Below are 23719 nucleotides of genomic sequence, written 5' to 3'. Positions count from 1 at the left end.
GTGCCCGATCTCTACGCCCGCGAAAGCCGCTCGGTTTCGAAAATGGCGCATCTGCGGTTTTTTCCGCAGGCGGTCGTCGGGGGCAGCGGCGCCTATCTGACCGCCGACGACGGGCGGCAGCTTCTCGATTTCTCCGCCTCCTGGGGCGCGGCGAGCCTCGGCCACTCTCATCCGGCGATCCGTGAGGCGGTGGGCCGCGCGCTCTCCGATCAGGCGGGCGCGAGCTATCTTTCATCGGCCAACGAGGCTTGCGTGCTGCTTGCCGAAAAGCTGCTTTCGCTCGTGCCTGAGCGCGCCCGCGGCCGCGTCTGGTTCGGCCATTCCGGCTCCGACGCCAATGAGACGGTCGCCCGCATGGTCGTCGCCGCCACCGGCCGGCCGCGCATTCTTGCGTTCCACGGGGCCTATCACGGCGGCACCATCGGTTCCATGGGCGTTTCCGGCCATCCGGCACAACAGGGCAGTCGGGCCCAGGGCCTGACGCTCGTGCCCTATCCGAACAGCTATGCCGCCGGCAGCCCCGAGGTTGCAAGGGACGCGGCGCTCGCCCGCCTCGAGCGGCTCTTCGCGACCGAAGTGCCGCCGGAAGAGGTCGCAGCGTTCTTCATCGAACCGATTCAGTCGGACGGCGGCATGCTGGTGCCGCCGGACGGATTCTTCAAGGCGGTGGAAGCGCTCTGCCGCAGGCACGGCATTCTGATCGTTTCGGACGAAGTGAAGGTCGGCCTCGGCCGCAGCGGCCGCTTCAACGCCTTCGAGCATTCCGGTATCGAACCGGACATCGTCGTCTTCGGCAAGGGCCTTGGCGGCGGCCTGCCGATTTCTGCGGTGGCCGGTCCGGAAGCCATCATGAATCACAGCGTTGCCTTCTCGCTGCAGACCGTGCACGGCAATCCCGTCTGCGCGGCCGCCGCGCTGGCCGTGCTGCAGACGATCGAGCGCGACCACCTCGTCCTGAATGCGGAAAGAAGCGGCAAGGTGCTGCGCGCTGCGCTTGACCGCCTTGCCGCCGGCCATGCGCTGATCGGCGATGTGCGTGGCCGCGGCCTCGCCCTCGGCGTCGAGCTTGTGACCGATCCCGCCAGCCGCGAACCGGCTTCGCGTCAGGCGGCGCTCACCGTCTACCGCGCCTTCCAACTCGGCCTCGTACTTTATTATGTCGGCATGCGGTCCAACGTGCTCGAACTCACGCCTCCGCTGACATTGACGCAGGCGGAGGCCGAGGCGGGTGTCGCTCTGCTCGACCAGGCGCTCGCCGATGTGGCCGCCGGACGCATCGATGGGGCCTTGCTTGGAGATTTCGCGGGCTGGTAACGGCGTCGCTGGCCTTTCATGGATGATTGCGGGCTTCCCGGTCTCCAATCAGCTGCGTGAGTTCAATGCTCCGGCACGGGCGGTAGCGGAACAGGCCTTTGAAACGTGCGATGCAATTGCTTCCAGCCGGGATCGTGCATGTGAGCGTGCAGACCGGCCCGCTCCACGAGCGCCTTTGCTTCGGCTTCACCGAAAGCCAGCGCCTCATACATGTCGGCGGTCAGTACCCTGCCCTCCTCCATGATGATCCTGCCGTCGACGATCACCGTATCGACATCGCTGCCGACAACCTGGTGGATCAGCCGGTGAACCGGCATCCAGTTGGGCGTCAGGTGCGGCTTGCGCATGTCGATGATGACGATGTCCGCCTTCTTGCCCGCCTCGAGCGAACCGATCTCGTGATCCATGCCGATGGCGCTGGCCGCATCGATGGTGATCATCTCGAAGATCTTGCCCGGCGGCAGGATGTAGCGGTCGTGATTGTGCAGGATGTGCTGGGTGGCTTGGGCGCTGCGCGCGATCTGGAGCATATCGAAATGACGGCTCGGAGCCGCGCCGTCCGAAGTGATCGCGACCGGCACGCCCCGGGCCATCATCTCCATGATCGGCGTGGAGCGTCCGGGTGGCGCGTGGGTGACATGGGTGCCGGTTTCGGCCAGGATGTCGATCTCTTCGTGGGATATTCCCCAGCAATGCTGGAGGTGCACATCGGGGCCCAGCAGCGCATTTTCCTTGTCCTGCCAGGCCATGCGTATCTGTCCGGCGAAGGCATCGGAATGGATGCGCACGCCCCATTTGCGCGCGGTTTCACGGATGCGCCGCGCCTGCATCCGGTCGTTTTCGGTCAGATTGACGGCAAAGTCCGGCGTCGAGGCGTTCGACGGTTCGACCGAAGGCACGATCGTGAATGGCGTCAGGAAGACCTTGATGCGCCCGTCGGCGGTTCCGTTCAGGCTTTCGATGACGGCTTCGGCGCCCTCGATCATCTCTTCGAAGGAGACGCTGCGCCGCTCCGGCTTGCCGCTTTCCCACCGCGTGACCGATTGCGGCCAGGGCAGACCCGCTGGGCCAACGCAGATGATCTCGCGAAGCCCGAGTTCCGAATAGGCGCGAGCATGATTGATGGCGAATACCGGATCGTCGCTGCGCGGCATCGATGTGATGATGCTGGCCGAGGTGGTCACGCCCGCACGAAGTCTTTCCAGGCCCGAGACGAGGCCATCCGCATACCAGTAATCGCGGGTGACATAGTGATAGTAGGTCGGCGTCACGATGCGCATCCACAGCGAATTGGTGTCGGCGCCGATGCTGCGGATAAGCGCATGGCCGGCATGCCCATGAGCATCGATCAGCCCGGGAATGATCATCTTGCCCCGGCAGTCGATCACTTTCTTTCCGGCATGACGAGGAGCCAGCGCTTGCGACGTGCCTATGTCGACAATCCTGTCCTTCTCGATTGCCAGCGCACCATCGTCGATGATCCGCCGTGTCTCGTCGACGGTGACGATCGTCCCGTGAAGCAGCAGGAGCCCATCCATTTCCTATTCCCCTTAAAAAATGCCGTTGGCGTTATTCGATGCGTGGTTTCCGCGCCCCGTAATGTCATTCCGAACTGTCGATGTTCTGATTCATAATTGCCAACAATATCGTTGACAATAAAACAATCGATTATGATACTGCCCAAAAATTCGGGCCAACCACTCTATCGACCGTCATAAGGGGAAGTTCATGTCGCGTTTAAACAGGTTTCTGATATCGGCGCTGGCCGCAGCGGCTATTGCCGCGCCGGTGCTGGCCACTTCGGCAAGTGCCGCCACGCTGCGCTGGGGCAGCCGGGCAGATATCTATTCGCTCGACCCGGATTCCGTTCCCTCGACATCCAATCTGGCTTTCCTGAACCACATCTATGAAGGTCTGATCCGTTATGGCCCGAACTTCGAGATCGAGCCGGCGCTCGCCACCGAGTGGAAGCTGATCGACAGCAAACACTGGCGTTTCACCCTGCGCAAAGGCGTGAAGTTCCACGACGGCGCGGATTTCACGGCCGACGATGTGGTCGCCTCGATGAACCGCGTTTCGGACCCGACTTCGCCCCTGCGCGGCAACATTCCGCTCTATGTCGGCGTCAAGAAGGTCGATGATTTCACGGTCGATATCGAGGTTTCGGCACCGACCGCGCTGTTCCTGAACGACATGACCAATATCTTCATGTTCAGCGCCAAATGGCTGAAGGACAACAACGCAGAAAAGCCGACCGATATTGCGTCCAACACCGAGAATTACGCCACGCACAACACGAACGGCACAGGCCCGTTCAAGCTGGAAAGCCGCGTCCCGGACAGCAAGACCGTTCTCCTCGTCAACGATCAGTGGTGGGATCAGAAGAAGCACAATCTGGACCGGATCGAGTATATTCCGATCTCGTCGGCGGCAACGCGTGTTGCAGCGCTTCTTTCCAACGAAATCGATCTGCTCGATTCCGCCCCCATTCAGGATCTTCCCCGTCTGGAATCCTCGCCGGGTATCACCGTGAGCAAGCGCACGGAATTGCGCACGGTTTTCATCGGCTTCAACGGCAAGGAGAAGCTCGAAGACGGGCGTCCGAACCCGTTCCTGGACCTTCGCGTGCGCCAGGCCGTGGAAGCAAGCATCGACCGCGATCTCATCAACAAGAAGATCATGCGAGGGCTGGCGCGGCCTTCCGGCTCGCTCATAGCACCGGAAATCGCCGGCTATGCGAAGTCGCTCGACACTTATCAGCCTGCCGATTCCAAGCTTGCCCAGAAGCTGCTCGAAGAGGCCGGCCAGAAGGATCTCGCCTTCACCTATCTGTGCATGAACGACGAGAGCATCAACGAGGAAGACATCTGCTCGGGCATTGCAAACATGCTCAAGCGTGCCGGCTTCCAGCCCACCATCGACATGGGCCCGCGCGCCGTGCAGCAGCCGAAGCGCACCAATGGCAAGGCCGACATGTTCAATCTGAGCTGGGCAAACGAACCGACGCTCGATGCCTATTCGCTGCTCTCTCAGGTTCTCTCCACGCGCAGCGGCTCGACGGGCGTGTCCAACTATGGCGGCTGGTCCTATCCGGAACTCGACGATCTGGTGAAGAAGGCGGCACAGGAACCTGACACCGCCAAGCGTCTCGCGCTGGAAGAACAGGCGCTGAAAATCGCCAAGGACAAGGCGATCCTGATCCCGCTTCACCAGCAGCCGATCGCCTGGGGCATGCTGGACAAGGTCAAGAGCGTGGACTTCCGTGCCGACAACAAGCCGCGCCACTGGCATACGCAAATGGCCGAATAGGCCTGACCTTCCAGCCCGCAATCAGAGCGTTTCACCCCGGTGAGGCGCTCTTTTGATATGCAGCAGGATCGAAAATCCCATGAAACCTGATCTTTCCAGCCAGCTCGTTCTGGGTGAGCGGCCCGAGGGGCGAACGCTGATAACCGCACAATGGGTGCTCGCCTGGCGCGATGGCGGTCACGCTCTGATCCACGACGGCGAAATCGTCCTCGAGCGAAACGAGGTGCTTTATGCCGGGCCGCGTTTCGAGGGGGACGTGGCGCGCCGGATCGATTTCGGTACGGCGCTGGTCAGCCCCGGCCTGATCGACCTCGACGCCCTGTCCGATCTCGATACCTACCTGCTCGTCCATGACAACCAGCCCGGTTGGGCCAAGGGGCGCATCTGGCCGCGTTCCTATGTGGAGAGCGGACCCTATGAGATGTATTCCGCCGAGGAGCTGGCGTTCCAGAAGCGGTTCGGTTTCGGCCTCCTGCTGTTGAACGGCATCACCACCGCCGCGCCAATCGCGTCGCTCTACTATCGCCAATGGGCCGAGACCGTTGCGGAATTCGAAGCTGCAGCCGACGCGGCGGGCGATCTCGGGCTCAGGGTCTTTCTGAGCCCCGCCTATCGCTCCGGTGGGATGATCCTGGAGGGTCCGGGGCGTATCGAGCCGGTATTCGATGAGGCGCGGGGACTGCAAGGCCTTGCGGACGCGATCGATTTCATCGAGCGCAACCATGGCCGTCATAACGGCCTGGTCAACGGAATGCTGGCGCCGGACCGTATCGAAACCTGCACATTGCCTCTGTTGCAGCGCACCATGGCCGCGGCGCGCGATCTCGATTGCCGCGTCAGAATTTATATGGCGCAGGGCAATCTGGAACTCGACACCATGCGCAGACTGCATGGCGTTTCCGCGCCGCAATGGCTGGCGGATCATGGGCTCATGAGCGAAAGGCTGATCGCGCCGCATGGAACCTACGCCTCGCCACAGGATCTGCAGCTTTACGCGCAACATGGCGTTTCGATCGCGCATTCGCCGCTGGTCTCGGCGCGCATGGGCAGCATTCTCAATTCCTTCGCCGCCTGCCGCAGGCTCGGCATCAATATCGGCATGGCAACCGATACCGCGCCGCCCGACATGTTGATGAACCTGCTGGTCGGGCTGATCGCCTGCCGTATCGGCGAGAAGGCTGCGGATGCGGTATTCTCCAGAGATCTGTTTGATGCCGCCACGCTCGGCGGCGCGAAAGCGCTGGGTCGCAGCGACCTCGGGAGGCTCGCCGCCGGCGCCAAAGCGGATATCGCCGTCTTCCGTCTCGACGATGTCCATATGACCCCGAGCGTCGATCCGGTCACCACGCTGGTCGTCGGCGGTTCCGGCAAGGTGACACAGGCCGTGTTTGTCGACGGGCGGCTTTCGATGCTGGACGGCAAGGTCGCCGGCATCGACATGATTGCGGCGCGCGAGCGGGCGCAGCAACAATATGACGGCCTGATTGCCAAATATCCGGATCGCAGTTGGCAGCATCCGCCTGTCGGGAAAATCTTCCAGCCGAGCTATCCGGTATGGAAGGTCCAGTAGGGACTCACCCGGAACCGAGCATTTTGTCGACATATCCGATACTGCCGACAGGACAAATATTGTCTACAATCACGTTGACAACTTTTTGCCGATCGCCATACTGTCCTCATATGACCTGGGAGGCAGGTCATATCGTATGGAGGAAAATCACACCCAACCCCGGTGTGCGCCCATCCGGCGCAAGCATTTGAGAATACCGCAACCGGCGACGGATGCGGCGGTGCATGACAACAGACCTCCGAAAAGGAGGCGCAAATTTCCAGAAGCGGAGCAAACATATGATGAAGAAACTTGGCCTCGCGGCCACGATGCTGATGGGCCTGACCTTGTCCGGCCATGCCGAAACGCTGAAATGGGGAGCGGCGCGCGATATCTACTCGCTTGATCCCTATTCCTATGGCGACAGCTATACGCTGTCCTTCCTCAATCACGTCTATGAAGGATTGGTGCGTTACGACGCCGATCTGAAGATCGAACCGGCCCTAGCCGAATCCTGGGAAACCGTCTCCGAGACGGTCTGGCGCTTTCACTTGCGCAAAGGCGTGAAATTCCACGATGGCGCGGATTTCACTGCCGACGACGTGCTCGCATCCCTGAAGCGCGTCAGCGATCCGGTTTCGCCGCTTCGCGGCAATCTGCCGGCCTACAAGTCCTCCAAGAAGGTGGACGACCATACGATCGATATCGAGCTAAGCGGGCCCTATCCGCTGCTTCTCAACGACCTCACCAACATCCACGTCTTCGACGCCGGCTGGCTGAAGACCAACAATTCGGAAAAGCCGACCGATGTCGGCGCGAAGATCGAAGGCTACGCCACCTATCACACCAACGGCACCGGTCCGTTCAAGCTGGAAAGCCGGGTCCCGGATTCCAAGACGGTCCTGGTGAAGAACCCGGACTGGTGGGACAAGACCTCCAAGTCCAACATCGACCGCATCGAGTTCACGCCGATCACCTCGGCGGCGACGCGCGTCGCCGCGCTCCTTTCCGGCGAAGTCAACTTCACGGAAAACGCACCGTCGCAGGATCTGCCGCGGCTGCAGGCGCAGCCCGACCTGAAGGTCATGGAGCGCACCGATCTGCGTACCGTCATGGTCGGCTTCAACCGCAAGCCGGAACTCGCGAACGGTTCGGAGAACAAGTTCAACGACCTGCGCGTGCGTCAGGCTTTTGCCCATGCGCTCGACCGGGATCTGATCCAGCAGCGCGTCATGCGCGGAAAGTCGCGCACGGCAGGCGCGGTGGTCGCGCCGGAAATTCCGGGTTACGCTCCCGAGCTGGACACGACGCTGGCATTCGATCCTGCCCTCTCGAAGAAGCTTCTGGCCGAGGCTGGCGCTTCGGACTATCCGTTCACGCTGGTTTGCACGACCGACGCCTATGTGAACGAGGAAGAGCTTTGCCAGGGGCTGGTGAACCTGCTGAGCCGCGCAGGCTTCAAACCGCAGCTCGACATTGCCCCCACCGCCGCACAGGCGCCGAAGCGTACGAGCGGCAAGGCCGACGTCTATCTGATCGGCTGGGCCACGGAACCGATGCTCGACAGCTATTCGATCCTTCTCCAGATGATTCAGACGAAGACGGCCAATGCCGGCGTCTTCAACTGGGGCGGCTGGAGCTATCCGGAGATCGATAAGCTGATCGTGCAGGCGTCGACCGAAATGGACCGCACCAAGCGCCTGACGCTGCAAAGCAAGGCGCTGCAAATGGTGAAGGACGAGATCGTGATGCTGCCCTTGCACCAGCAGCCGATGGCCTGGGTCATGTCGAACAAGATCGAAAAGATCGTGCAGCTGCCGGACAACAAGCCGCGCCACTGGCTGACGCAGTTTGCCGAATAATTCATCCACGACGCTCCGGGACGGACTCCCGGAGCGTCCTGTGACCGAGGAATTCCTATGCTGGTTTTTATCATAAAGCGCCTGGCAAACGCCGTCATGGTGATGTTGGCCGTCGCTTTGCTGGCCTTTCTGATTTTCCGGCTGGCGGGCGATCCCGTCGAGATGATGGCCAACGAGCAGATGACGCAGACCGACCGCGATAATCTGCGCGAACGGCTGGGCCTCAACGATGGCCTGATGACACAATATACCCGGTTCGTGGTCAACGCCGCGCAGGGTAATTTCGGCATCTCCTACCGCAACGGCCAGGACGTGCTGAGCCTGATCGCCGAACGCTTTCCGGCGACCCTGGAGCTGGTGCTGGTTGCCACGCTGATCTCCCTGCTGCTCGGCCTGCCCCTCGGCGTGCTGACCGCGATCAAGCGCGGCAAATGGTATACGGAGGGCCTGCAGTTTATCTCCATTGTCGGGGTCTCGCTGCCGAGCTTCGTCGTCGGCATCCTGCTGATCCTCGTCTTCTCGGTTACGTTCGGCTGGCTCCCGGCTTTCGGTCGCGGCGATGTCGTGCAGCTTGGCTTCTGGTCGACGGGGCTCCTGACGCCTTCGGGCCGCGCGGCGATCCTGCTGCCGTCCGTCGCTCTGTCGCTTTATCAGGTCACGCTGGTCATGCGTCTTGTCCGCGCTGAAATGCTGGAAGTGCTGCGATCTGATTACGTGAAATTTGCCCGCGCCCGAGGCATTCCGCGCTGGCGCATCTATTTCCGCCATGCGCTGCGCAACTGCCTGATGCCGGTCGTGACCATGACCGCGATGAATGTCGGTTCGCTGATTGCCTTCGCGCTCATCACCGAAACCGTGTTCCAGTGGCCAGGCATGGGCATGCTCTTCATCCAGGCCGTGACCTTCCTCGATATTCCGGTGATGGCGGCCTATCTCTGCATCATTTCCTTCATCTTCGTCGTGCTCAACACGCTGGTGGACATTGCCTATGCGGTAATCGATCCCCGCTTGCGTACAGCCCGCTGAAACGCCCGTTGAACCGACTGTGGGGCCAAGACCGATGAGTATCCAGACTTCTCAAACTCCGCCCGTCACCCGTCCATCGCTTTTCCAGCGTATCCGCCAAAGCGATTTGTGGTGGTCGTTCACCCATAGCAAGACGGCGATGTTCAGCGCCGCGTTGCTGGCGATCCTGATCCTGACGGCACTGTTCGCACCGCTGATCGCACCGCAGAACCCCTATGACGGCGCAGCGCTCGACATGTGGAAGGCCGAACTGCCGCCGGTATGGGAGGAAGGCGGAGAATGGCCCTATCTTCTCGGCACCGACACGCAGGGCCGCGACATGCTGTCGGCCATTCTCTACGGGACGCGCATTTCCATCGTCATCGGCATCGCCTCGGTGGCGCTCTCCCTGCTGATCGGCATGAGCGCGGGGCTGATCGCCGGCTACTTCGGCGGGTTCATCGACAATCTGCTGATGCGCTTCGGCGACATCACGCTGTCCATTCCGACCATCCTCGTCGCCATTCTCGTCTCGACGGTCGTGCGTCAGATGCTGCCCGTCAGCCTGCGAGAGGTCGGGGCGTCTGCGGTGCTCATCCTCGCCATCGCCCTATCCGCCTGGGTGCAATATGCCCGCACGGTTCGCGCGCAGGCCATCGTCGAAGCCGGAAAGGACTACGTGTCGGCGGCGCGGCTGATCGGCGTCCCTGCCCGGCGCATCATGGCCAATCATATCCTGCCCAACACGCTGACGCCGATCATGGTGGCGGCCACGCTCAACTTCGGCATGGCGATCCTCACCGAAGCCACGCTTTCGTTCCTCGGCATCGGCATGCCGCCGAGCCAGCCGTCTCTGGGAACGCTGATCCGCATCGGCAATCAGTTCCTGTTTTCCGGATCCTGGTGGATCGTGCTCTTCCCAGTCATTCAGCTCTGCCTGCTGGTCGTGGCCGTCAACATGCTCGGCGACTGGCTGCGTGATGCTCTCAATCCGAAACTGAGGTAAGCCTTATGAACGACCTTTTGCTCCGCAATGTCCGGCCGATGGCAGGAGAATCCTGCGATGTCCTGATCAGGGACGGAAAGATTGCCGGTTTCGGGCGTTTTGAGGCTGAACCGGGAATGGCCGTGGAAGACGGCGGCAACGCCATCGTCGCGCCCGGCCTGATCGATGCGCATACCCATCTCGACAAGACCACCTGGGGCATGCCGTGGCATGTCAACAACCGCGCCGCGATCCTGCGCGAGCGCATCGATTTCGAGCGCGAGCACCGTCTGGACATCGGCATAGATCCGCATCGTCAGTCGATGCGCCATGCGATCGGTCTGGCGGCTCATGGCGCAACCCATATCCGCAGCCATGTCGACATAGATCCGGTCCACGGCCTGTCGCTGGTGGAGGGCGTCTGGCAAACGCGCGAAAAACTCAAGGGCGTCATCGACATCGAAATCGTCGCGTTCCCGCAGTCGGGCCTGATGGTCATGCCCGGCACGAAGGAGCTGCTCGACGAGGCGCTGCGTCAGGGCTGCGAAGTGCTGGGCGGCATCGATCCGTGCGGCATCGACCGCGATCCGAAGGGACAGCTCGACATTCTGTTCGCGCTCGCCACAAAGCATGGCGTGCCGATCGACATTCACCTGCACGAGACGGGCGATCTCGGCGCCTTCACCATGGAACTCATCTTCGAGCGCATCCGCGCCAACGGCATGGAAGGCAAGGTGGCGATCAGCCACGCCTTTGCGCTCGGCATGAACGATTATCTGCGCGTCGGCCAGCTGATCGAACAGCTCGCCATTCTGGATGTCGCCATCCTCACGACAGGTGCGCCTTCGGCCACAGTGCCGTCGATCAAGCGCCTGAAGGAAGCGGGCGTGCGCATCGGCGGCGGCTGTGACGGCATCCGTGACACCTGGGGTCCGTGGGGTCAGCCGGACATGCTCGATCGCGCCAAGGTCATCGGGATGAAGAACGGCGTGCGCTCGGATCACGATCTGGAACATGTGCTGCACATCGTCTCGCAGGGCGGTGCGGATGTCATGCGCCTGGAAAATTACGGCCTCGAGGTCGGTTGCAATGCCGATTTCACCCTGCTGACCGGTGAAACGCTGGCGCATGCGGTGGTGGACGTCGCTCCGCGTCCGCTGGTCGTCAAGGGCGGTCGCGTCACGGCCCGTCAGGGCGTCGCTGTGGTGGAGATGCCGTAATGAGCGAGACATTCGATACTCTTCCGCTCGGCCGTCGTCCGGATGGGCGCACACTGATCACCGCCGGCTGGGTGGTCGGACATAAAGACGGCAGCCACCGGCTTCTGCGCAATGGCGAGGTCGTTTTCGAGAACGGCGAGATCCTATTCGTCGGGCACCGTTTCCCCGGCGAAGTGGCCCGCCGAATCGACTTCGGCGATGCCTTGATCAGCCCTGGACTGATCGATCTCGACGCACTGTCGGATCTCGATACGACGATCCTCGGCATCGACAATCATCCCGGTTGGGCAAAGGGCCGCGTCTGGCCGCGTTCCTATGTCGAAGCTGGTCCTTATGAAATGTACACGCAGGAGGCGCTGGCCTTTCAGAAGCGGTTCGCTTTCGGCCAGCTGCTGTTGAACGGCATCACCACTGCCGCTCCCATTGCGTCGCTGTTTTACCGTGAATGGGGTGAAACGGTCGCCGAGTTCGATGCGGCTGCGCAAGCCGCCGGCGAACTGGGTCTGCGTGTCTATCTCAGCCCCGCCTACCGTTCGGGCGGCATGGTGCTGGAAGCACCGGGCAAGATGGTGCCGGTCTTCGATGAGGAGCGCGGCTTTCAGGGTCTGAACGACGCCATTTCCTATATTGAACGCCAGAATGGCAGCCATGGCGATCTGGTGCGCGGCATGCTGGCGCCGGACCGTGTCGAGACCTCGACGATCAAGCTTTTGCAGCGCACCGATGCCGCCGCCCGCGATCTCGGCTGCAAATTCCGGCTGCACATGGCACAGGGCGCGATGGAAGTGGAGACGGTGCGGATGCTGCACGGCTCGACCGCACCGAGCTGGCTTGCAAAGCACGGTCTGTTGAGCGACCGCCTCATCGCGCCGCATGCCACCAACGCCACGGACGAGGATCTCGGTCTTTACGCGGCGAATGGCGTTTCCATCGTCCATTGTCCGCTGGTTTCGGGCCGTGGCGGCTCCATCCTCAACTCCTTCTCCGCCTGCGTCAGGCGCGGGATCAATATTGCCATGGGGACGGATACGACACCGCCGGACATGCTGATGAACCTGCTTACGGGCCTTATCACGGGCCGCATCGCCGACGGCGCACCCGACCGCCTGCGTTCTGCCGACCTGTTCGATGCGGCGACGATTGGCGGCGCAAAGGCACTGGGCCGTTCCGATCTCGGCCATCTGTCACCGGGGGCCCGTGCAGATATCGCGGTCTTCCGCCTCGACGACACCGTCATGGCTCCGTCCATCGATCCGATCACCACGATCGTCACCGGGGGGTCTGGCAAGATCACGCATGCGGTCTTCGTCGATGGCCGCGTCTCCATGCTGGATCGCCAGCTCGCCGGCTTCGACATGCAAGAGGCGCGCATTCAGGCGCAGGCTCAATATGACGGGCTGATCGCCAAATATCCCGAGCGGAGCTGGAACAATCCTCCGGTCGCCGCAATCTTCCCGCCCAGCTATCCGATAGAGGGGGACGCAAATGGGTGACATCCAGGAACCAGTCATTGAAGTTCGCAATCTGCGTGTGGATTTTCCGGGCCGTCGCGGCACGGTGACCGCGCTGTCGGACGTCAGCCTGTCGATCCGGCCGGGTGAGATTCTCGGCGTCGTCGGCGAGTCCGGCGCAGGCAAGTCCATGACCGGGCTCGCCATTCAAGGCCTGCTCGAAGCGCCGGGCCATATCGCCGGCGGCGAGGTCTGGCTCGGCAAGCGTCGCATCGATACGCTCGATGATCGCGCCATGGAAAAAATCCGCGGCCGAGAGATCGGTGCGATTTTCCAGGATCCGCTTACCTCTCTCAATCCGCTGTTTTCGGTTGGCGCACAGCTCGTCGAAACCATTCGCCGGCACCTCGGTCTCGGCAAGGCCGAAGCCCGCGCCCGCGCCGTGCAATTGCTGCGCGATGTCGGCATTCCCTCGCCGGAGGAGCGGGTCAATCAGTATCCGCATCAGTTCTCGGGCGGCATGCGCCAGCGTGTCGTGATTGCGCTGGCGCTTGCAGCCTCGCCGAAACTCGTCATCGCCGACGAACCGACGACGGCGCTCGACGTGTCGATCCAGGCGCAGATCATCTCGCTCCTGCGCAAATTGTGCAAGGAGAAGCAGGCCGCCGTCATGCTCGTCACGCACGACATGGGCGTGATCGCGGAAGCTGCCGACCGCATCGCGGTCATGTATGCCGGAAGGCTGATCGAGATCGGAGCTGTCGAACAGGTGCTGCACCAGCCGCGCCATCCCTATACGCAGGGCCTGATGGCTTCGATTCCGTCGCTCGGCGCGCGTGTCGAGAGGCTCAACCAGATCGACGGCTCCATGCCGCGGCTGGACGCGATACCAGAGGGCTGCGCCTTCAATCCGCGCTGCAAGATGGCGGGGCCGCGCTGCCGGCGCGAACGCCCGGAACTCGTTTTTGCCGGCCAGAGTGCAAGCGCCTGCTGGCTGAGCGCAGGAGGCACCGCATGACCAAACCTTTGCAAAAGATCCCGGCTCTGACAGTCGACCGGCTGGTCAAGACATTCGACGTGTCCGCTCCCTGGCTCAACAGGGTAGTGGAGCGCAAGCCCCGACAGTATCTGCAGGCCGTGAACGATATCAGCTTTACCGTTCCCGCCGGCGGTTGTCTCAGCATTGTCGGCGAGAGCGGTTGCGGAAAATCCACCGTTGCGCGCCTCGTCACCGGCCTGCATCGTCCGACGAGCGGCGAAATGCGCTTTGCGCCCGGCCGGAGCGGCGCGCCGCTTTCGGCGCAGATGATCTTTCAGGACCCTTACGCCTCGCTCAATCCGCGCTGGCGGGTGAAGAACATCATTGCCGAACCGCTGCGCGAACTGAAGCTTCGCAAGACCGCGGCCGAGGTGACGGAGCGCGTCGAAGAGCTTCTGGGCATTGTCGGGCTCTCGCCATCCGATGGCGAGAAGTTCCCGCACGAATTTTCAGGCGGGCAGCGCCAGCGTATCTCGATCGCCCGCGCGCTGGCGAGCGAGCCCGAATTTCTGGTCTGCGACGAGCCGACCTCGGCGCTCGACGTGTCCGTGCAGGCGCAGGTGCTGAACCTGATGCGCCGTTTGCAGGACGAGTTGGGGCTTACCTATCTCTTCATCAGCCATGACTTGAGCGTCGTTCGCCAAATGTCGGACCGCATTGCGGTGATGTATCTGGGCCGTATCGTCGAGGAAGGCGACACGGAAGAGTTGTTCGCTCAGCCGCGCCATCCCTACACGCGGCTCCTGCTGCAGACGATTCCGAACATCGAGGCACCGAACCGCAACCGCGAGCCGGCCAGCGGCGAAGTGCCGAGCCCGCTGAAACCGCCGTCCGGCTGCGCCTTCCACCCGCGTTGCCCGATCGCCACGGCGCGCTGCTCCAAGGAAGTGCCTACGGTGCGGGTCTTGCAAAACGGCACCCGGGTAGCCTGTCATCTGGCAGAGGACGTGATCGCGGAACGTTTACCTGAAGCGGGATGAGGAAAAGTCTGTGCGGTTTTCCGCCCGCGTCCCGCCTCTCAACGTCTTGGAATAGATCACAATGCCGGCGGTCGGCCGTTTCAAGCCAGTGCTGCGCGCAGATCGTGCGAAAAGTCGCGTATCTCGCTCAAGTCGAGCTCGGATTCCACATGTTCCAGATGATGCGACATGAGATGGACGGCTCTCTGGGCTTCTTTCGCCGCAATCGCCTTGACGATGTCGGCATGTTCGTCGGGGCCGCAATTGAAGCGCGTGGTGTTCCGGTAAACGGCCGTAATCAGCGAACTGCGGGCGATAAGGTCGCGCATTGTCGTAAACAGGAAATCCGACCCGGTCAGTTCGGCCAGCAAAAGATGGAAGCCCCCGGAAAGCTTGATGATATCCGTGGTGCTGTCTTCGGCATTGGCGATCCGCTCATTTTTGACATGATCGCGGAGCCGCTTCACGCTATCCTTCGACATCGAACTGCAGAGCCGCTCCACGACGCATCTCTCCACCGCCTGGCGAACGAAAAACACGTCGCGAGCCTCTTCCACCGACGGCTTGCAAACAAAAGCACCGCGATTGGGAATGATCGTTACGAGGCCGTCGCGTGCCAGAACGGTCAACGCCTGACGAACACGTGCGCGACTGACGTGAAAAATCGAGGCCAGCTGTTCTTCTTTGAGTTGCACGCCAGGACGCAATCGCCGTTCAGCGATGGAAAGCCATACCCTTTCGACAATCTGCTCGACCGACATCGCGGCTTGTTCGCGCATACCCTGTTCTCCTTGCTGAAACAGACAATCGCCAAGCGCGTGAAAAAGTCAACTCGCGGATTCAAATGGCTTGCAATATTGTCTACAATATGAAAGCTTATTGTAGATCATAAGACTGACATTCTGGGACCGCGATGGAATTCGACTTCGAAGAAATTGAGCCGCAAAGCCGCTATCGGCTGCTGACGAATTTCATCGGCCCGCGCCCGATCGCGCTCGTGACGACCCGCTCCGAGAGCGGGCATAGCAACGCTGCGCCGATGAGTTTCTTCAACGTGTTTTCACATGATCCGGCCATCGTCGTCCTGGGCATCCAGCCGCGTTTGACCGGTGAGCCGAAGGACACGATGGTCAATATTCGCCGCTCCGGTGAATTTGCCATCAGCATGGTCGATATGGCGTTGTCTCAACAGATGTTGATCTGCGGCCTTGGCTTCGACAGCGAGGTCGACGAGCTCGAAATGGCCGGATTGAAAGCCGCCCGGTGCCGCAAGATCGATGTTGCCTATGCCGAGGAGGCGCCGTGCATCTTCGAGTGCCGCGTCGAGCGCCTGATCGACTATCCCCGCCGCACCCTCGTACTGGGCGAGGTGGTGCACATGCATGTGCGCCGCGACTGCCTCGACGCCGACGGTCATTATGTGGACCCGGAACGTTACCAGCCGATCGCCCGGCTTCATGCCGACAATTACATCACGTCAGACCGCCAGTTCGTTTTGAAGGCCCCGCCGATCGCCGATTTCGTCAAAAAGAAATAGGCGTCAATGAGAGGCAACCGAGAATTTCATCATGCATATTCATCTCATCAATCCCAATTCCACAGCCTCCATGACCGCGCAAGCGCTCGAAAGCGCCTTGCTGGTCAAACATGCCCACACGCACGTCTCCGCCTCCAATCCGACCGATACGCCGGCCAGTATTGAAGGTGGTGCAGATGAAGCCATGTCGGTTCCGGGAATGCTCGCGGAGATCCGCCAGGGCGAAGCGCAGGGCGTCGACGCCTATGTCATAGCGTGTTTCGACGACCCCGGACTGCATGCCGCGCGCGAAGTCGCCAAAGGCCCCGTGATCGGTATTTGCCAGGCTGCGGTACAGGTGGCCATGACGATCAGCCGTCGCTTCTCCGTCATAACGACGCTTCCGCGCTCGGTTCCGATCATCGAGGATCTGGTCAGCGATTACGGCGCCGAGCGTCATTGCCGGAAAGTCCGTGCTATCGATCTTCCGGTCCTTGCCCTCGAGGAAGATCCGCAAAAAGCCGAGCGGCTGCTGCTCAAGGAAATCGAGATCGCCAAAGCCGAGGATGGTGCCGAAGCGATCGTCCTTGGCTGTGCGGGAATGTCATCCTTGTGTGCCCGCCTCCAGAGAGCGACGGGAGTGCCGGTAATCGATGGAGTGACTGCTGCAGTAAAGATGGCCGAAGCGCTGCTTGGCGCAGGATACACGACTTCCAAGCTCAACGCTTACGCCTATCCCCGAATCAAAACCGCGGCCAGTCACAAGGTTTGCGCTTAAAGCACTTCCAGGTGCGCGTATCATAGGAAGCGCGGCGCTGTAGGAAAGTTTTCGGAGGACTGCACCCTCTCCTTTTCCTCATCCCTGTGCTCCGTCACAGGGATCCAGCAGCGCCGCGTCCGCGGCGCGGGAACGCGTTCTTTCAGCCCAAGGACTTGGTCTGGCTGGATTCCTGTGACATGCACAGGAATGAGGAACCGGGGATATGTGGCGATTACAATCTCCGATGGCGAATATGCGAGGGGACGGTCGACCTGCGACGCAATGAAAGGTACGTCTACATCTCGCATCGAAGCGAAGCGGGACGATGTATACGGGCGGGAGCTTCCGCGCCGCCTCGCTATCTTCACGGTTTATGAAGCGCGCCGAGGGACCGCACCCTCTCTACTCTCATCCCGTGACGAGTGCGGTTCCCATAATGCAGCTCATGCCGCGTGCTTCAACGGTCGCGCTCGCTCGACACGCTCGCGTTCCTTGGGCGTGTTCATTACCTCCCAAAGATCGTTGCGACGCTGCACGTTGAGCCAGAAGTCCGGGCTGTTGCCAAAAACGCGGGCAAGGATGAGTGCGGTTGCGGCGGTCACGTTCCTGCGGTTCCCGCACAACTCGTTGACGTGCTTGCGTTGCACGCCCATCGCCTCGGCTAATGCGCCCTGCGTCAGACCCATCGGCTCCATGAATTCCTCGGTCAAAATCTCGCCGACAGTCGCCGGCTTGCGCTTGGTCGTCAGCATATCTGCCTCGCTCTCATCGGTAGCTGTGATCGTCCAGGTAAATCCCGTCCGCCTCGCCGCGTTCGCCATCCCAGCGGAAGATCAGCCGCCATTGCTGGTTCACACGGATCGAATGGAAACCCGCCAGATTGCCGCGCAGTTTCTCGAAGAAGTTGCTGGGCGGCACACGTAAGTCCTGATCTGTCGTGGCATCATCGATCATCTGGAGTTTGCGGAACAACCGGACCTCAAGGTCCGACGGGATGTTGCGAGAATGGGCATCGTCCACGAAAAAAGCCCGCAACCAATCATCCCGAAAACCAACGATCATTCCTCATCTCCACCGCGGAGGTAATGTACCGCACTATAACTCATAGCGCAAAGGTAATCCTGTCAGATGCTTGTGCGCATCACAGGAACGAGGAAATCAAACAAGCGGCGGCGGGCGGCCCGAATCTCAACAGGCTTTAGAGAACCGACCATCGCTGACATTTTTTCGAGGTGAGCTCGCCGCTCCTTACCCGGCGCCGAAAAGGCCTTTTGCGGCTCTTATGTCTCTTGTTGCGGGGCTGCTTTCATCTTTCCTTGCGATCGGGATACCATCTCTGATTGCGGATGAATTCGAGGAAAGCCCGCACGGCCGCGCTCGTATGTCGCCGGCTCGGATAATACAGATACCAACTCGGCAGCTTCTGCTTCCAGTCGCAGAGCAACTCAATAAGTCTGCCTTGTTCGACATCGTCACGGACATAATCCTCGAACAGGTGAGCGATTCCCGATCCCGCGAGCGCGGCCTGGAGCTCCTGATGCGCTGAACTCAATGTCAACCGACCTTTCGGGGTGATTTCCACTTCGTCGCCGTCACGCGCAAATTTCCACGTCACCATGGTCCCGCCGGGGAAGCGGCGGCGAATACAGTCGTGCTGTAAGAGATCGCCTGGTGAGCCGGGTCGGCCGCATTTGCGAAGATAGTCAGGCGAGGCCACGATCGCATATCGCAAGGCCGGACCGAGGGGCATGGCGATCATGTCCTGGGCGAGCTGGTTCCCGAAGCGCACCCCGGCGTCGAAACCTTGCTCCACGATATCGATGATCGCAGCATCGCTGACGATCTCGACATTGACGTCGGGATAAATTTTCATGAACTCAAAGGTCAGAGGGCACAGAACGTGGTCGGCGGCCGGTCCCGGTGCGTTGATCCGCACGGTGCCTGATGGGCGCTCGCGAAGCTGATTGAGGTCGTCGACCGCTGTTCTGATTTCGTAAAGAGCGGGCCTTAGCCGCTCGAGAAGCCGCTCGCCCGCTTCAGTAGGCGCGACGCTGCGTGTCGTTCGGTTCAGAAGCCGGATCCCCAGCGCTTCTTCGAGCACGCTGATCGATTGACTGATGGCGGACGACGAAACACCCCTGCCAAGCGCGGCGGCTCTAAAGCCACCACAGCGCACGACGTCCTCAAAGATCTCCAAGCTGTCGAGGCGTAGTGGCCGCATTGCAAAGCTCTGCTTAATAAGCTGATCGGTTTTGATTAGCTTATCCTCACGTCCAACCTGTGTCATCCCTAGAAGAAGTCGCCAGACGGCGGCACCAGATGCAGCACCTGAGATCAGCTATTCGAACGGATCAAAAGCATGAGTGAAATTACTTTGAATCGTAGGAAGATCATGCTGACAGCCGCATCGGCGGTCACGGGAATGATCTTGCCGACCGGGATGGCGGCCTCTGCGCGGGCAGCCCCCGCCGCGTCGCTTCCGCCTCAGGGGGAAATGCCGGCTATTACCGCTTCCGCGTCGGCGACATCTCGGCGACCGTGCTGAGCGACGGGCTGATCGGCGGCCCTCCCCGCATCTACGCCAGCAATGCGCCAGAGGCAGAGCTGCAGGACGTTCTGAGGCGCGCCTTCCTGCCGACCGACCGGCTGACGTTGAATCTCAACACGCTTCTTCTCGAGACGAATGGCAAGCGGATCCTTCTCGAAGCCGGAGCCGGGCAAACCATGGGTCCGCAAGGCGGTCGCATCTTCGAGAACCTGGCCGCGGTTGGTTTACGGCCGGAGGACATAGACGTTGTGGTGGTCTCGCACACGCACCCGGACCATGTCGGCAACCTTCGAACAGCGGAGGGCGGCAAGGCATTTCCGCGGGCTGCCGTCTTTGCGCCTCATGCCGATTGGGACTTCTTCGTCCGTAACGTTCCGGATCTTTCCTACATGCCGGTGCCCGAGGACTTTCGCCGCAATTTCGCAGCGGCTATCAAGCGGAGCGTTGAACCCGTCACCAAGGGAATCGAGTTGTACGAAGCCGGCGCGGAGATCGTTACCGGGCTGACCACGCTTCCGGCATCCGGCCACACGCCAGGCATGGCGAACTTCCTTGTTCAATCCGGGAACGATCAGCTGCTGCTGACGGCCGATCTCGCCTACCACCCGATCGTCAATGTCGACCGGCCCTGGTTGCCCGGCCCAGATCGCGACAAGGACGCCGCACTCGCATCCCGCCGCCGCATCTTCGACATGGCGGCTGCAGACCGGCTCCTCGTCCTCGGCTTCCACTATCCGTTCCCGGGCCTTGGCCGAATGCTCAAGACGGACGCCGGCTATGCCTGGGTTCCGGTCAGTTGGCAGTTCTAATCCAGTGAGAGGAGATCGTGCTCGACCTCCCCCAAACGCGAAAAGGCCCGCTGATGCGGGCCTTTTCGTGTGTATGCGTATGTATATGTGTTTGGTTGCGGGGGCAGGATTTGAACCTGCGGCCTTCAGGTTATGAGCCTGACGAGCTACCGGGCTGCTCCACCCCGCGTTATCCGAGTTTTGCGCAGCAAAATCTCGTTATTCCGTCCGAGTTTTGCGTAGCAAAGGTCGGTTTGTTGGCCGTTTTGTTTCGGCCGTGTGAGAGAAGATGATCGGTTTGTTTCTCTTGCGATTTGCAGACCTGGCAGCGACCTACTCTCCCGCGTCTTAAGACGAAGTACCATCGGCGCTGGGGCGTTTCACGGCCGTGTTCGGAATGGGAACGGGTGCAGCCACCCCGCCAGAACCACCAGGTCGGCAAAGCGCAAGATTTGCGCCTTATGGGCGCAAACCGAATTGAGAAGCTGGTGAAGCGGGCGGTTTAACGCTCGACTTCTTTTGAACACGTCTTTTTTGATGTCTTGTCCGGATCATTCCAGCAGCCGGCAGAGCCGAGCCGCCGGTTGTCCGGCGCGCCGTCCGCAGCGCAGCGATCTTGCGATCGCGGCAGCTTGAGGACAGAAGAATGATGCTCATCTTTGATGAGCATAAGCAATGGGAACGATCAAGCCGATCGAACGATTAGTACCGGTAAGCTTCATGCGTTGCCGCACTTCCACACCCGGCCTATCAACGTGGTCGTCTTCCACGGTTCTCAAGGGAATACTCGTTTTCAGGTGGGTTTCCCGCTTAGATGCCTTCAGCGGTTATCCCTTCCATATATAGCTACCCTGCTATGCCCTTGGCAGGACAACAGGTCCACCAGAGATATGTCCATCCCGGTCCTCTCGTACTAGGGACAGATCCTGTCAATATTCCTACACCCACGGCAGATAGGGACCGAACTGTCTCACGACGTTCTGAACCCAGCTCACGTACCGCTTTAATTGGCGAACAGCCAAACCCTTGGGACCTGCTCCAGCCCCAGGATGCGATGAGCCGACATCGAGGTGCCAAACAACCCCGTCGATATGGACTCTTGGGGGTCATCAGCCTGTTATCCCCGGCGTACCTTTTATCCGTTGAGCGATGGCCCTTCCACGCGGGACCACCGGATCACTATGACCGACTTTCGTCTCTGCTCGACTTGTCAGTCTCGCAGTCAGGCGGGCTTATGCCATTGCACTCGACGAGCGATTTCCGACCGCTCTGAGCCCACCATCGCGCGCCTCCGTTACTCTTTCGGAGGCGACCGCCCCAGTCAAACTACCCACCATACACTGTCCCGGATCCGGATGACGGACCGCGGTTAGACATCCATGACGATAAGGGTGGTATTTCAAGGATGGCTCCACGAGAACTGGCGTCCCCGCTTCAAAGCCTACCACCTATCCTACACATGCCGACACGAATGCCAGTGTAAAGCTATAGTAAAGGTGCACGGGGTCTTTCCGTCTGACCGCAGGAACCCCGCATCTTCACGGGGAATTCAATTTCACTGAGTCTATGTTGGAGACAGCGGGGAAGTCGTTACGCCATTCGTGCAGGTCGGAACTTACCCGACAAGGAATTTCGCTACCTTAGGACCGTTATAGTTACGGCCGCCGTTTACTGGGGCTTCGATTCAGAGCTTGCACCCCTCCTCTTAACCTTCCAGCACCGGGCAGGCGTCAGACCCTATACGTCGTCTTGCGACTTCGCAGAGCCCTGTGTTTTTGATAAACAGTCGCTACCCCCTGGTCTGTGCCACCCCATCCTACTTGCGTAGAAAAGGGTCACGCTTCTTCCGAAGTTACGCGTGCAATTTGCCGAGTTCCTTCAACATAGTTCTCTCAAGCGCCTTGGTATACTCTACCTGACCACCTGTGTCGGTTTCGGGTACGGTCTATACGGTGGAGCTATTTCCTGGAACCGCGTCCCCGCCCGGACAATCCAATAAGTCCGGACAAGTTGAGCAATCCGTCACTACCACCAGGCCCACGAATATTAACGTGGTTCCCATCGACTACGCGTGTCCGCCTCGTCTTAGGGGCCGGCTAACCCTGCTCAGATTAACTTTAAGCAGGAACCCTTGGTCTTTCGGCGAGAGGGTCTCTCACCCTCTTTATCGTTACTCATGTCAACATTCGCACTTCCGATACCTCCAGGACCCCTCACGGGTATCCCTTCACTGGCTTACGGAACGCTCCGCTACCCCTATACACCTAAGTGTATAAGCCTCAGCTTCGGTGCATGGCTTCAGCCCCGTTACATTTTCGGCGCAAAGACCCTTATTTAGACCAGTGAGCTGTTACGCTTTCTTTAAATGATGGCTGCTTCTAAGCCAACATCCTGGTTGTTTTGGGATCCTCACATCCTTTCCCACTTAGCCATGACTTGGGGACCTTAGCTGGAGGTCAGGGTTGTTGCCCTTTTCACGACGGACGTTAGCACCCGCCGTGTGTCTGCCGACTAGTACTCCTCGGTATTCGGAGTTTGGTTAGGATCAGTAAGACGGTGAGTCCCCATAGCCCATCCAGTGCTCTACCCCCGAGGGTATTCGGTCGACGCACTACCTAAATAGTTTTCGCGGAGAACCAGCTATTTCCGAGTTTGATTGGCCTTTCACCCCTAGCCACAAGTCATCCCAATCTATTGCAACAGATGCGGGTTCGGTCCTCCAGTTGGTGTTACCCAACCTTCAACCTGCTCATGGCTAGATCACTCGGTTTCGGGTCTAATGCGACATACTAAACGCCCTATTCAGACTCGCTTTCGCTACGCCTACACCTACCGGCTTAAGCTTGCATGTCACACTAAGTCGTTGACCCATTATACAAAAGGTACGCCGTCACCCTTGCGGGCTCCGACTGTTTGTAGGCATCCGGTTTCAGGTTCTATTTCACTCCCCTTGTCGGGGTGCTTTTCACCTTTCCCTCACGGTACTTGTTCGCTATCGGTCATGCACGAGTACTTAGGCTTGGAGAGTGGTCTCCCCATGTTCAGACAGGATTTCACGTGTCCCGCCTTACTCAAGGACAATGAGTGTTATACGTGTACGGGGCTGTCACCCACTGCGGCAGACCTTTCCAGATCCTTCCACTTCATTCCTCATTGCCACTGGCCTGGTCCGCGTTCGCTCGCCACTACTTGCGGAGTCTCGGTTGATGTCCTTTCCTGCAGGTACTTAGATGTTTCAGTTCCCTGCGTTCGCTTCTTATCCCTATTGAATTCAGGATAAGATACCTTTCAACAATGCTTGGAAACCACTTTGGTTTCTTGACGCCGGATAACCGGCGACGGCCTCTGGCCTTGCGAAGCCTCAAGGCTTCGATACCAGCGGCCAACCAAAATGATTTTCCAAGCATCTAAGGT

17 protein-coding genes, 1 tRNA gene, 2 rRNA genes and 1 pseudogene (1 of these 21 cut by a window edge) are annotated in these 23719 nt (G+C 60.3%); 13 read left to right on the top strand and 8 right to left on the bottom strand.

Translation table 11 applies throughout. From position 1 onward, the window contains the following. Positions 1 to 1314, top strand: a complete 1314-nt coding sequence (locus N0Q91_RS04755; RefSeq protein WP_275597450.1) for an aspartate aminotransferase family protein — start codon at positions 1 to 3, stop codon at positions 1312 to 1314. A 62-nt stretch (positions 1315 to 1376) separates the two neighbouring features. Here the strand turns inward: N0Q91_RS04755 and N0Q91_RS04750 are convergent, their stop codons facing one another. After that, the gene (locus N0Q91_RS04750) at positions 1377 to 2852 is read right to left on the bottom strand and encodes an amidohydrolase family protein (RefSeq protein WP_275597449.1); all 1476 of its coding nucleotides are present in this window, start codon (positions 2850 to 2852) and stop codon (positions 1377 to 1379) included. 190 nt (positions 2853 to 3042) lie between these two features. Between N0Q91_RS04750 and N0Q91_RS04745 the strand changes: the two genes are divergently transcribed. The 9 genes from N0Q91_RS04745 to N0Q91_RS04705 all read left to right on the top strand — a co-directional run bounded on the left by N0Q91_RS04745 (position 3043) and on the right by N0Q91_RS04705 (position 14714). Continuing rightward, positions 3043 to 4623: an ABC transporter substrate-binding protein gene (locus tag N0Q91_RS04745; protein ID WP_275597448.1), complete on the top strand. Its 1581-nt coding sequence runs from the start codon at positions 3043 to 3045 to the stop codon at positions 4621 to 4623. Between the two features lie 79 nt (positions 4624 to 4702). Continuing rightward, positions 4703 to 6193, top strand: coding sequence for an amidohydrolase family protein (locus N0Q91_RS04740; RefSeq protein WP_275597447.1), 1491 nt, complete (start codon positions 4703 to 4705; stop codon positions 6191 to 6193). 278 nt (positions 6194 to 6471) lie between these two features. After that, positions 6472 to 8034 carry an ABC transporter substrate-binding protein gene (locus tag N0Q91_RS04735; RefSeq protein ID WP_275597446.1) on the top strand — a complete coding sequence of 521 codons (1563 nt, stop codon included), beginning with the start codon at positions 6472 to 6474 and terminating at the stop codon, positions 8032 to 8034. A gap of 57 nt (positions 8035 to 8091) precedes the next feature. Further along, positions 8092 to 9060 (top strand): ABC transporter permease, encoded by a 969-nt coding sequence (locus N0Q91_RS04730; protein WP_018095864.1) that lies wholly within the window; start codon positions 8092 to 8094, stop codon positions 9058 to 9060. Between the two features lie 34 nt (positions 9061 to 9094). Continuing rightward, the gene (locus N0Q91_RS04725) at positions 9095 to 10045 is read left to right on the top strand and encodes an ABC transporter permease (protein WP_275597445.1); all 951 of its coding nucleotides are present in this window, start codon (positions 9095 to 9097) and stop codon (positions 10043 to 10045) included. A 5-nt stretch (positions 10046 to 10050) separates the two neighbouring features. Beyond that, a complete protein-coding gene (locus tag N0Q91_RS04720) occupies positions 10051 to 11244 on the top strand; it encodes an amidohydrolase family protein (protein WP_100671960.1) in 1194 nt (397 codons plus the stop codon). Beyond that, complete coding sequence (locus tag N0Q91_RS04715; protein WP_275597444.1) at positions 11244 to 12737, top strand: amidohydrolase family protein; 1494 nt, start codon at positions 11244 to 11246, stop codon at positions 12735 to 12737. The genes N0Q91_RS04720 and N0Q91_RS04715 overlap by 1 nt, the downstream gene beginning before the upstream one ends. Continuing rightward, entirely contained in the window at positions 12730 to 13713 is a 984-nt protein-coding gene (locus N0Q91_RS04710) for an ABC transporter ATP-binding protein (RefSeq protein ID WP_018095868.1), read from the top strand. The genes N0Q91_RS04715 and N0Q91_RS04710 overlap by 8 nt, the downstream gene beginning before the upstream one ends. Next, positions 13710 to 14714 (top strand): ABC transporter ATP-binding protein, encoded by a 1005-nt coding sequence (locus N0Q91_RS04705; protein ID WP_275597443.1) that lies wholly within the window; start codon positions 13710 to 13712, stop codon positions 14712 to 14714. The genes N0Q91_RS04710 and N0Q91_RS04705 overlap by 4 nt, the downstream gene beginning before the upstream one ends. An 80-nt stretch (positions 14715 to 14794) precedes the next feature. On the opposite strand, the gene N0Q91_RS04700 is transcribed toward N0Q91_RS04705, so the two are convergent. Beyond that, positions 14795 to 15472 carry a GntR family transcriptional regulator gene (locus N0Q91_RS04700; RefSeq protein ID WP_018095870.1) on the bottom strand — a complete coding sequence of 226 codons (678 nt, stop codon included), beginning with the start codon at positions 15470 to 15472 and terminating at the stop codon, positions 14795 to 14797. Positions 15473 to 15606: 134 nt separating this feature from the next. On the opposite strand from N0Q91_RS04700, the gene N0Q91_RS04695 reads away from it, so the two are divergent. Together N0Q91_RS04695 and N0Q91_RS04690 are read left to right on the top strand one after the other, a co-directional pair. Continuing rightward, on the top strand, positions 15607 to 16230 hold the full coding sequence (locus N0Q91_RS04695) for a flavin reductase family protein (protein ID WP_018095871.1): 624 nt from the start codon (positions 15607 to 15609) through the stop codon (positions 16228 to 16230). 31 nt (positions 16231 to 16261) lie between these two features. After that, complete coding sequence (locus N0Q91_RS04690) at positions 16262 to 16987, top strand: aspartate/glutamate racemase family protein (RefSeq protein WP_275597442.1); 726 nt, start codon at positions 16262 to 16264, stop codon at positions 16985 to 16987. Positions 16988 to 17412: 425 nt separating this feature from the next. On the opposite strand, the gene N0Q91_RS04685 is transcribed toward N0Q91_RS04690, so the two are convergent. From N0Q91_RS04685 to N0Q91_RS04675, 3 genes are all read right to left on the bottom strand, one after another. Continuing rightward, entirely contained in the window at positions 17413 to 17721 is a 309-nt protein-coding gene (locus N0Q91_RS04685; protein WP_100671964.1) for a HigA family addiction module antitoxin, read from the bottom strand. A gap of 13 nt (positions 17722 to 17734) precedes the next feature. Next, the gene (locus tag N0Q91_RS04680; RefSeq protein WP_275597441.1) at positions 17735 to 18031 is read right to left on the bottom strand and encodes a type II toxin-antitoxin system RelE/ParE family toxin; all 297 of its coding nucleotides are present in this window, start codon (positions 18029 to 18031) and stop codon (positions 17735 to 17737) included. A gap of 244 nt (positions 18032 to 18275) precedes the next feature. Further along, positions 18276 to 19256 (bottom strand): LysR family transcriptional regulator, encoded by a 981-nt coding sequence (locus N0Q91_RS04675; RefSeq protein ID WP_275597440.1) that lies wholly within the window; start codon positions 19254 to 19256, stop codon positions 18276 to 18278. A 105-nt stretch (positions 19257 to 19361) separates the two neighbouring features. On the opposite strand from N0Q91_RS04675, the pseudogene N0Q91_RS04670 reads away from it, so the two are divergent. Further along, positions 19362 to 20326: pseudogene (locus N0Q91_RS04670) on the top strand (MBL fold metallo-hydrolase). 92 nt (positions 20327 to 20418) lie between these two features. Here the strand turns inward: N0Q91_RS04670 and N0Q91_RS04665 are convergent. The 3 genes from N0Q91_RS04665 to N0Q91_RS04655 all read right to left on the bottom strand — a co-directional run. Further along, positions 20419 to 20495 (bottom strand) — tRNA-Met (locus N0Q91_RS04665). 130 nt (positions 20496 to 20625) lie between these two features. After that, positions 20626 to 20740, bottom strand: a 5S ribosomal RNA gene (gene rrf / locus N0Q91_RS04660). Positions 20741 to 20986: 246 nt separating this feature from the next. After that, positions 20987 to 23719 (bottom strand): 23S ribosomal RNA (locus tag N0Q91_RS04655); it runs 130 nt beyond the window's last position.

This window comes from Sinorhizobium prairiense (assembly GCF_029201645.2).
Taxonomy (GTDB): Bacteria; Pseudomonadota; Alphaproteobacteria; order Rhizobiales; family Rhizobiaceae; genus Sinorhizobium; species Sinorhizobium meliloti_A.
This window is presented reverse-complemented; position numbering and strand designations above follow the sequence as displayed.